Source organism: Bacteroidota bacterium (assembly GCA_018698135.1).
In the GTDB taxonomy this organism is placed as follows: domain Bacteria; phylum Bacteroidota; class Bacteroidia; order CAILMK01; family JAAYUY01; genus JABINZ01.
In genome coordinates, this window is the sequence record JABINZ010000052.1 from 1 (window position 1) to 7,711 (window position 7,711).

The 7,711-nt window shown below is 35.0% G+C and carries 9 protein-coding genes; 6 read left to right on the top strand and 3 right to left on the bottom strand.

All coding sequences use genetic code 11. The features are described from left to right. Window positions 1-240: 240 nt before the first annotated feature. Together HOG71_03190 and HOG71_03195 are read right to left on the bottom strand one after the other, a co-directional pair. On the bottom strand, window positions 241-621 hold the full coding sequence (locus HOG71_03190; GenBank protein MBT5989835.1) for a TerB family tellurite resistance protein: 381 nt from the start codon (window positions 619-621) through the stop codon (window positions 241-243). Between the two features lie 8 nt (window positions 622-629). Further along, window positions 630-1,604, bottom strand: coding sequence for an ornithine cyclodeaminase family protein (locus tag HOG71_03195; protein ID MBT5989836.1), 975 nt, complete (start codon window positions 1,602-1,604; stop codon window positions 630-632). Window positions 1,605-2,038: 434 nt separating this feature from the next. Between HOG71_03195 and HOG71_03200 the strand changes: the two genes are divergently transcribed. The 5 genes from HOG71_03200 to HOG71_03220 all read left to right on the top strand — a co-directional run bounded on the left by HOG71_03200 (window position 2,039) and on the right by HOG71_03220 (window position 5,297). After that, complete coding sequence (locus tag HOG71_03200) at window positions 2,039-2,419, top strand: RidA family protein (GenBank protein ID MBT5989837.1); 381 nt, start codon at window positions 2,039-2,041, stop codon at window positions 2,417-2,419. Between the two features lie 184 nt (window positions 2,420-2,603). Beyond that, window positions 2,604-2,834, top strand: coding sequence for a 4Fe-4S binding protein (locus HOG71_03205; protein MBT5989838.1), 231 nt, complete (start codon window positions 2,604-2,606; stop codon window positions 2,832-2,834). Window positions 2,835-2,869: 35 nt separating this feature from the next. Then, window positions 2,870-3,934, top strand: a complete 1,065-nt coding sequence (locus HOG71_03210) for a 3-methyl-2-oxobutanoate dehydrogenase subunit VorB (GenBank protein ID MBT5989839.1) — start codon at window positions 2,870-2,872, stop codon at window positions 3,932-3,934. A gap of 2 nt (window positions 3,935-3,936) precedes the next feature. After that, a complete protein-coding gene (locus HOG71_03215; protein ID MBT5989840.1) occupies window positions 3,937-4,725 on the top strand; it encodes a 2-oxoglutarate oxidoreductase in 789 nt (262 codons plus the stop codon). 32 nt (window positions 4,726-4,757) lie between these two features. Continuing rightward, complete coding sequence (locus HOG71_03220; protein MBT5989841.1) at window positions 4,758-5,297, top strand: 2-oxoglutarate ferredoxin oxidoreductase subunit gamma; 540 nt, start codon at window positions 4,758-4,760, stop codon at window positions 5,295-5,297. 26 nt (window positions 5,298-5,323) lie between these two features. Here the strand turns inward: HOG71_03220 and HOG71_03225 are convergent, their stop codons facing one another. Further along, window positions 5,324-6,997 carry a hypothetical protein gene (locus HOG71_03225; GenBank protein ID MBT5989842.1) on the bottom strand — a complete coding sequence of 558 codons (1,674 nt, stop codon included), beginning with the start codon at window positions 6,995-6,997 and terminating at the stop codon, window positions 5,324-5,326. Window positions 6,998-7,250: 253 nt separating this feature from the next. Here HOG71_03225 and HOG71_03230 point away from each other — a divergent pair, with 253 nt between their 5' ends. Next, the gene (locus tag HOG71_03230; GenBank protein ID MBT5989843.1) at window positions 7,251-7,658 is read left to right on the top strand and encodes a hypothetical protein; all 408 of its coding nucleotides are present in this window, start codon (window positions 7,251-7,253) and stop codon (window positions 7,656-7,658) included. The last annotated feature ends 53 nt before the right edge of the window (window positions 7,659-7,711 follow it).

A 7,711-nucleotide genomic window follows, 5' to 3' on the forward strand; every position in this document is an offset into this window, starting at 1 on the left:
ATTTTCGTGTGTGGATCAATCCTTTTTTACGATATAGCTAATGCTTATCTGGCAACCCCTGATCTCACACACTAGTCAATTACATTTTGAATCTCAACAATGTAATGACCTTTTTCTAATTCTCAACAAAAATAAAAGGCTGTCCCAAAAGGGCAGCCTTTTTTTTATGACCAATTCGAGTCATAAATAATCAGATATAAAATGTTGAATTCCTGTTCTTCTTTACTTTTTATAAAGACATCACATCAAATCCAACTTTTTCAAGTCTTCAACAAATTTAGTTTTTAAGTCCACAACAAAACCATCTAGTATTTTCTGCTCACTTGCTACTATACCCATATAGGCCTTGGCTACTTCAATCATAACTTGGACTAAATACTCATATTCAGCATCTGGACCATTTTCTTTACAAATTTCGATGGCTGCCTGATAGGTTTCTTCAACTGTTTTTCCTTTTACCCGATTGTAATCAAAGGACCATCGAATGTCTTTTGCACCATTATGACCTATCAATAGTTTTTCCAGTGCTTCAACTTCCACATCCTGAATAGCACCATCTGCAAGAGCAACCGAATAAATCAAATCGCCAAAAGCATCGTATAGTTTTTCTCGTTTTACCATATTACCTATTAGATTTCGACTTCAATCCCAATACCAGCAGCCACTGCTTTATCATAAACAAGTTTAGCCGTTGCTACATCCTGGATTGCCAGACCATTGGATTTAAAAAGTGTTATTTCAGCATTATTCAACCTGCCTTTTTTCTTTGCAGTAATGATCTCACCTAATTCTGCATAAAATGCATCCTCCGTAATTTCACCATCTGCTAATGGAATCATAATATCACCTGCTTCCTTAAAACAAGCTTCTTTAGAATCACCTACAAACTTTGAACGTTTTACAATTGTCGTATCAAGTTCTCGGGCATTAGGAGTGTGACTTCCAATGCCATTAATATGTGCCCCTTCCTTAACATCATTGCCATCAAAAATAGGATTTGGTGCGGAGGTTGCTGTACAAATGATGTCGCATTGAACCAACTCCTCAGGAGTTCCAACAACTACATCAAAATCAAATTTTTCATTCATTTCATCAGCAAAGGCCTGTGCTGATTCAGTTGATAAATCATATACATACGCTTTTGCAATTTTTCTAGCTTCAGCAACTGCCCATAATTGCATTTTTGCCTGAACACCAGCTCCATAAATTGCACATGTAAGATTCTCTTCTTCTCTAGCCAAATATTTGGTGGCTACACCACTTGCTGCTCCGGTTCTTACTGCGGTAAGATATCCCCCATCCATGATGCAAATAACATCACCTGTGTCAGGATCCTGAAGCAAAACTTTCCCAATGGTTGTTGGCAAGTTATATTTTGAAGGATTATTTTTATAAACAGTAACTACTTTACATGCCAATGCGCCCATCTTTTCTAGATATGCAGGCATATAGAGCGCTAGTCCTCCAGGAGGTTTAATATTATTTCTTAAAGGCAGTACAGCAGTGCCATTAGCCAATTCTGCAAAAGCATTTTCAACAACGCTCATACAATCTTTCATTTCCAATACCGATATTACATCTTTTCTGCTTAAAATTAATGTCATTATTAACCTCCACTATTTAATTGTGCTTGAAATTATTGTTTGATATGAATCATTGCCAATGATTTGAAGATTGATTCATATTATCAACTAAGTTAAGGTAATTTTTTAATATGCTTTTAGATATTCAATTAGGTTTTAATAGAATTTTCTATTTTCGCTTGTTGACAATCCTATCATTCATAACTGAGAATAAACATTATATATGAAACGAGCATGAGTAAAAAATTTCTCACACACCTGTGTGCCGAAACACTTCGGAGTCCAGGCACAAGGGAATGATTATAATGCGAGATCTCCCTATAAATCGGGACTGGCCAACTGACAACTAAAAAACAATTATAAACAGATGAAACAAGCATGAGTATAAGTTTACACAAACAAGGAAATGACTATATGCGAGTTCCATATGACCTTTAAAATTTAATTATATACATATGAAAAAAATAATAAACATCAAAGATGCACCACAACCAATAGGTCCTTATAGTCAGGCTGTATTAGCCAATGGAATGCTTTTTATTTCAGGTCAGATACCGGTAGATCCCTATAGTGGTAAACTAATCCTTGAATCAATTGAAAAGCAAACGCATCAGGTGATTGCTAACCTCAAAAATATTCTTGCTGAAGAATCTCTAGGTTTTAAGGATGTAGTAAAGGTTTCGATTTTTTTAGCAGACATGAATGATTTCAAAACAGTGAACGAAATTTATGCATCCTATTTTAACGAACAACCACCTGCAAGAGAAACCGTGGAAGTCTCAAAACTCCCTCTGAATGCGGCTATTGAGATGTCCTTAATCGCCATAAAACAATAACGAAATAGTCTTTTTGCTCTTTCAATTTCATTTCTTGGGATATGTTAGAATTTAGACTAAATACTAATTACGATTTTTTAATAAAATGTTCTTGAATTACATTTTAATTTTTCAAATTTGCACGCAGTCAAAATAGCATTTTAGTTGACTGTACTATTTTTTGCTAAGATTTTAAAACATATATATGGCAAAAGTTAAAGGAGCTATAGTTGTTGATATTGAGAAGTGTAAGGGATGCGAGGTATGTGTTCCTGTATGTCCGACCACTGTTATTGATATGGCCAGAGAAGTAAATGGAAAAGGTTATCATTACGCTTACATGGCCAATCCGGAAGCATGCACAGGTTGCTCCAATTGTGCAATTGTTTGTCCAGATGGTGTAATTACAGTTTACAGGAAAAAAGTTGAAGTTTAATTTTAAACAAAATAAGAATGAAGGAACTTAGGTTAATGAAAGGTAACGAAGCAATTGCAGAAGCTGCTATCAGAGCAGGTGCCGATGCATACTTTGGTTATCCTATTACCCCACAATCTGAGGTTTTAGAGTATTTAATGTACGAAAAACCTCATGAGAGAACTGGAATGGTCGTTCTCCAAGCAGAAAGCGAAGTAGCCGCTATAAACATGGTTTATGGTGGTGCAGCAGCGGGTCGAAAAGTAATGACTTCTTCTTCAAGTCCGGGCATTAGCCTGAAACAAGAAGGAATATCCTACATGGCTGGTGCTGAATTACCTTGTTTGATCTTGAATGTAGTTCGTGGTGGACCAGGTTTAGGAACAATTCAACCTTCTCAGGCAGATTACTTTCAATCTGTAAAAGGTGGTGGACATGGCGATTATAAATTGCTGGTTTTAGCTCCTTCGTCTGTTCAGGAAATGGCTGATTTTGCGAAATTGGGATTTGATCTTGCTTTCAAATACAGAAATCCTGTTTTGGTTCTTGGCGATGGTATTATTGGTCAAATGATGGAGAAAGTAGAACTGGATCCTCAGGAAGATCGGTTAACACATGAAGAAGTAATCAAGAAATGCCCTTGGGCTACAACCGGAAGAACTGCAGATAGAGAAAGAAATGTAATCACTTCGCTTGAACTTGATTCCAACAAGCAGGAACAACATAATATAAAGCTCCAGAATAAGTATCAGGACATGCAAGACAATGAAGTTCGTTACGAAACTTTCGATTGTGAAGATGCTGAATATTTAATAATTGCCTACGGATCATCTGCACGTATTTGTCAAAAGACTGTTCAGTTGGCCAGAGAAAAAGGATTAAAAGTTGGACTTTTTCGTCCTATTACACTCTTTCCATTTCCAATTAAAGAAATATTTGAACTCTCCAAACAAGTTAAAGGTATTTTAACCGTGGAGATGAGTGCCGGACAAATGATAGAGGATGTTAAACTGGCTGTAGAATGCAAAGTACAAGTTGAGCATTTTGGACGTATGGGAGGAATTATTCCTCTTCCAGATGAAGTGCTACTTGCTTTAGAAGAAAAAATTATAGGAGGTTAATAATGGCTGAGTATATGATTGACGAATTTGTACAACCAGAAAACCTGGTGTATAAAAAAACAGATTTGATGACCGACAAAGTTCTGTCTTACTGCCCAGGCTGTGGACATGGAACTGCTCATCGGATTATCATGGAAGTGGTTGAAGAAATGGATGCGATGGCCGACACCATAGGAGTTGCTCCGGTTGGTTGTTCAGTTCTGGCTTATGAGTTCATGAATATCGATATGCAGCAAGCAGCTCATGGACGAGCTCCAGCTATTGCCACTGCACTTAAGCGCATCATGCCTGAAAAGTTTATTTTCACCTATCAGGGTGATGGTGATTTAGCTGCAATCGGTACTGCTGAAACAATTCATGCCTGTAATCGAGGTGAAAATTTCACCATATTCTTCATCAATAATGGTATTTATGGAATGACAGGTGGTCAGATGGCACCAACCACATTACCTGGTATGCGTTCTTCCACATCTCCTTATGGACGTGACGTTGAAATGATGGGGAATCCATTGAAGATTACTGAGCTAATAGCACAATTGCCTGGCGTTCATTATGTCACAAGACAAGCAGTGCATACACCAGCAGGTGTTAGAAAGACGAAAAAGGCAGTTCGCAAGGCATTCGACATTCAAAAAATGAACAAGGGTATTACATTTGTTGAGATCGTTTCAAACTGTAATTCAGGATGGAAAATGACACCTCTCGTTGCCAACAAATGGATGGAAGATAATATGTTTCCTTATTATCCTCTCGGTGACATTAAAGTAGATGGTGAATTAGTTAATAAATAAGAATAGAATAACAGGATAAAAAAAATACAGCTATGACTGAAGAAATTATTGTTGCAGGATTTGGTGGACAAGGAGTTCTTTCCATGGGTAAAATACTTGCCTATTCTGGCATTATGCAAGACCAGGAAGTTAGCTGGATGCCATCATATGGACCAGAAATGAGGGGCGGAACTGCTAATGTTACAGTTATTCTTAGCGATGATAGAGTTAGTTCTCCAATTCTCAATAGTTACGATACTGGAATAATTCTCAATCAACAATCAATGGATAAGTTTGAGGAATCGATTAAGGTAGGGGGAACTTTGCTTTACGATCCAAATGGTATTACCCGTCATCCGAGTCGAACAGATATTAAAATATATAAAATTAATGCAGCTGAAAAAGCAGCTGAAATGGGCAATACCAAAATTTTCAACATGGTTGTTTTAGGTGCCTATTTAAAAATCAAACCCATTGTAAAAATGGAAAATGTGATTAAAGGTTTGAAAAAATCACTACCTGAAAGATACCACCATATGGTTGCTCTCAATGAAGAGGCCATTTACAAAGGAATGGAAAATGTAATTGAATAAAAAAAAGCTCCTTATGGAGCTTTTTTTTAGTGGTATGTTTTCTTCTGCAAAAAACTATTGAGTTTTTCATTAAACATGCTCAAAAATTCAGGAATAAAATCTTTTTCAGCAGAATAATAAAGGTTAGTGTTTCCCCTATCCGTATCCTCCCAGAATGTTGGTGTATAGATATTTAATTTCTTACAGCTTGCTTCTACTGCTATTCTCAGACTGTCTTTCAAGAAAGTATAGTCATCCAGAATATCTTCAATAATCCTTTCAGCAAACTCTTTCATGCCTACACTAATGTAATAGAGAGATAATCCAATTTGCAAAATACGAACACCATCGTTGGCAATTTGCCACTGTCCCAATTCATCTCTATCCACATCAGGTGGGCTATCCATTTCAAGTAAAAATTCCAATATTTCTTTTTGGAACTCGTGTGTGTATTCTAATTTGTTCAATTGAATCAATATTTTTTTCAATTCTAATGTGAACACATCTACCAAAAAGCTAAATGGAGCTTCGTGTTGACTATGTCGATACACTTCAGTTCCATAAATTTTTATATAATTACAGCTTTTTCGAATGAAATCCATTTTCCTGCTCTCAACAAGATAATTCAAATACTGGCTATAATGGAACAATGCATTATAAAGATTCCTTACTTCAGAATTACGCAAGCCATGCTTAATACCAAACCGAAGGATGGTGTTAAACCGAACATTAATAACATCAATCAGCGGTGCATCATTTTCGGCTATAGCATATTTACCACATTCACTTAATTCAAAAACACAAAGGGCAGCCAAATCGAAATCATTGTTTTCGATTAACTTCAGGTAAGCATTGGCAAGCAATCGAAATGCTTTTTGCTCATAAAATGTGTGCGATTTTTCGATTTCCTCAAATTGCCCAGTCATTGTTTTGAATGAAATATCTGAGCGTATGCTTGGACTAATTTGATAGAATCTCTCAGCTAGTTCTTTTTTTATCTTAACATACTTTTGAACAGATTCACTCATGTTGTGAATGATATCTCCTTTAGGTTCTTTAAAGGAAACATACTCCAGTAAATCATCCAATTGATTGAGTGAATCAAACAATTTATATTGATACTTAACAATGTATTTTTCTGAAAAGAATCCGTTTACATGACTATTTTTCTGTAGCCGATTGATCATTCGGATATTCAACTGAAATATTTTTTCAATAACATTACTTGGTTTGGTATAACGTAATATATAAAGAATATAAGGGATAGAAAGAAGTAAAGCAATTGGTAGTAATATATAGGTATTCAAAAGAACACTTCCCTGACGGCCAAATTCTCCTGTACTTAAGTATAATTGCAAAATAAGGTTGTGCCCTGCCGACAAAGTAATAAACCAGATGTACATTAAGCTTTTTCGATCCTTAATATAGAGATCAATTAGTTTAGGCGTACTTTGGGAAGCAATTGAAATAACAATAATTAAAGTACCTAACACCATACTTAGCACAGCCATCCAAACTTCAGGTGCAAAGTCAATACTGGTTTGACTTTTGGTGCTTCCCACTAAATTGGAAACATTCACATGACTACCCGGCAGTATAATATTAATTAGTACATCCAGAAAAAGAATTATTAATGCTACAAATAGAAGAATTGAAAATGTAAGGTAACTTTCAAATAATTCCTTCAAGCGAACACGAAAAAACAGGCGAAGTTTATCCATAATATGGAAAGTATATTTCAGTTAAAAATAAGAAATATTTATGGATATCATTAAAACTATCAACTAACAATAGAAATATTGAATTAAGTAAAAATTTACTAATTTAAATATTGAGATTCAAGTCCTTTAATTTTTAGTATATTTGGGAATATGAATAATAAGAGGTTTTGATTAAAATTAAAAATTTTATTCAATAACATAAAACAAAAAAATTCAATTTTTTTTACTTTCAAAAATTTAAAGGGGGTTAAACATGGAGCACAATTACGAGTTTAATGATCAAGAAAATGTTATTTTAAAGAAGTTGTATAAACATATGAATTTTGTTGGTTATTCATTTCTTGTTTTAGGAATACTAACTGCTATAATTGCTATTGGTTTTATTCAGCACGATAAGGGTATCTGGTTTATCCTGATTGGTTTTGTTGCTGCAGTTATTTTATTAACCCTTGGGGTTCTTACAAATAATATGGCTAGTAGATTTAAGGCCGTTGTGAAAACCGAAGGAGATGATATAGACCACTTAATGGTTGCATTAGACCATCTTACTTCTTGGTTCAATATTCAAATAATATTTATTGGAGTTGCCGTAGGTGTTGCTGTTCTAGGAATAATTGCTGCATTTACAAGGGAGTGTAAATCAAACTCTGTCTGGTTATAATTTCCTTTAATTTCAAATTTATAATAATATTCATAATGCTGTTGTAATGTTGG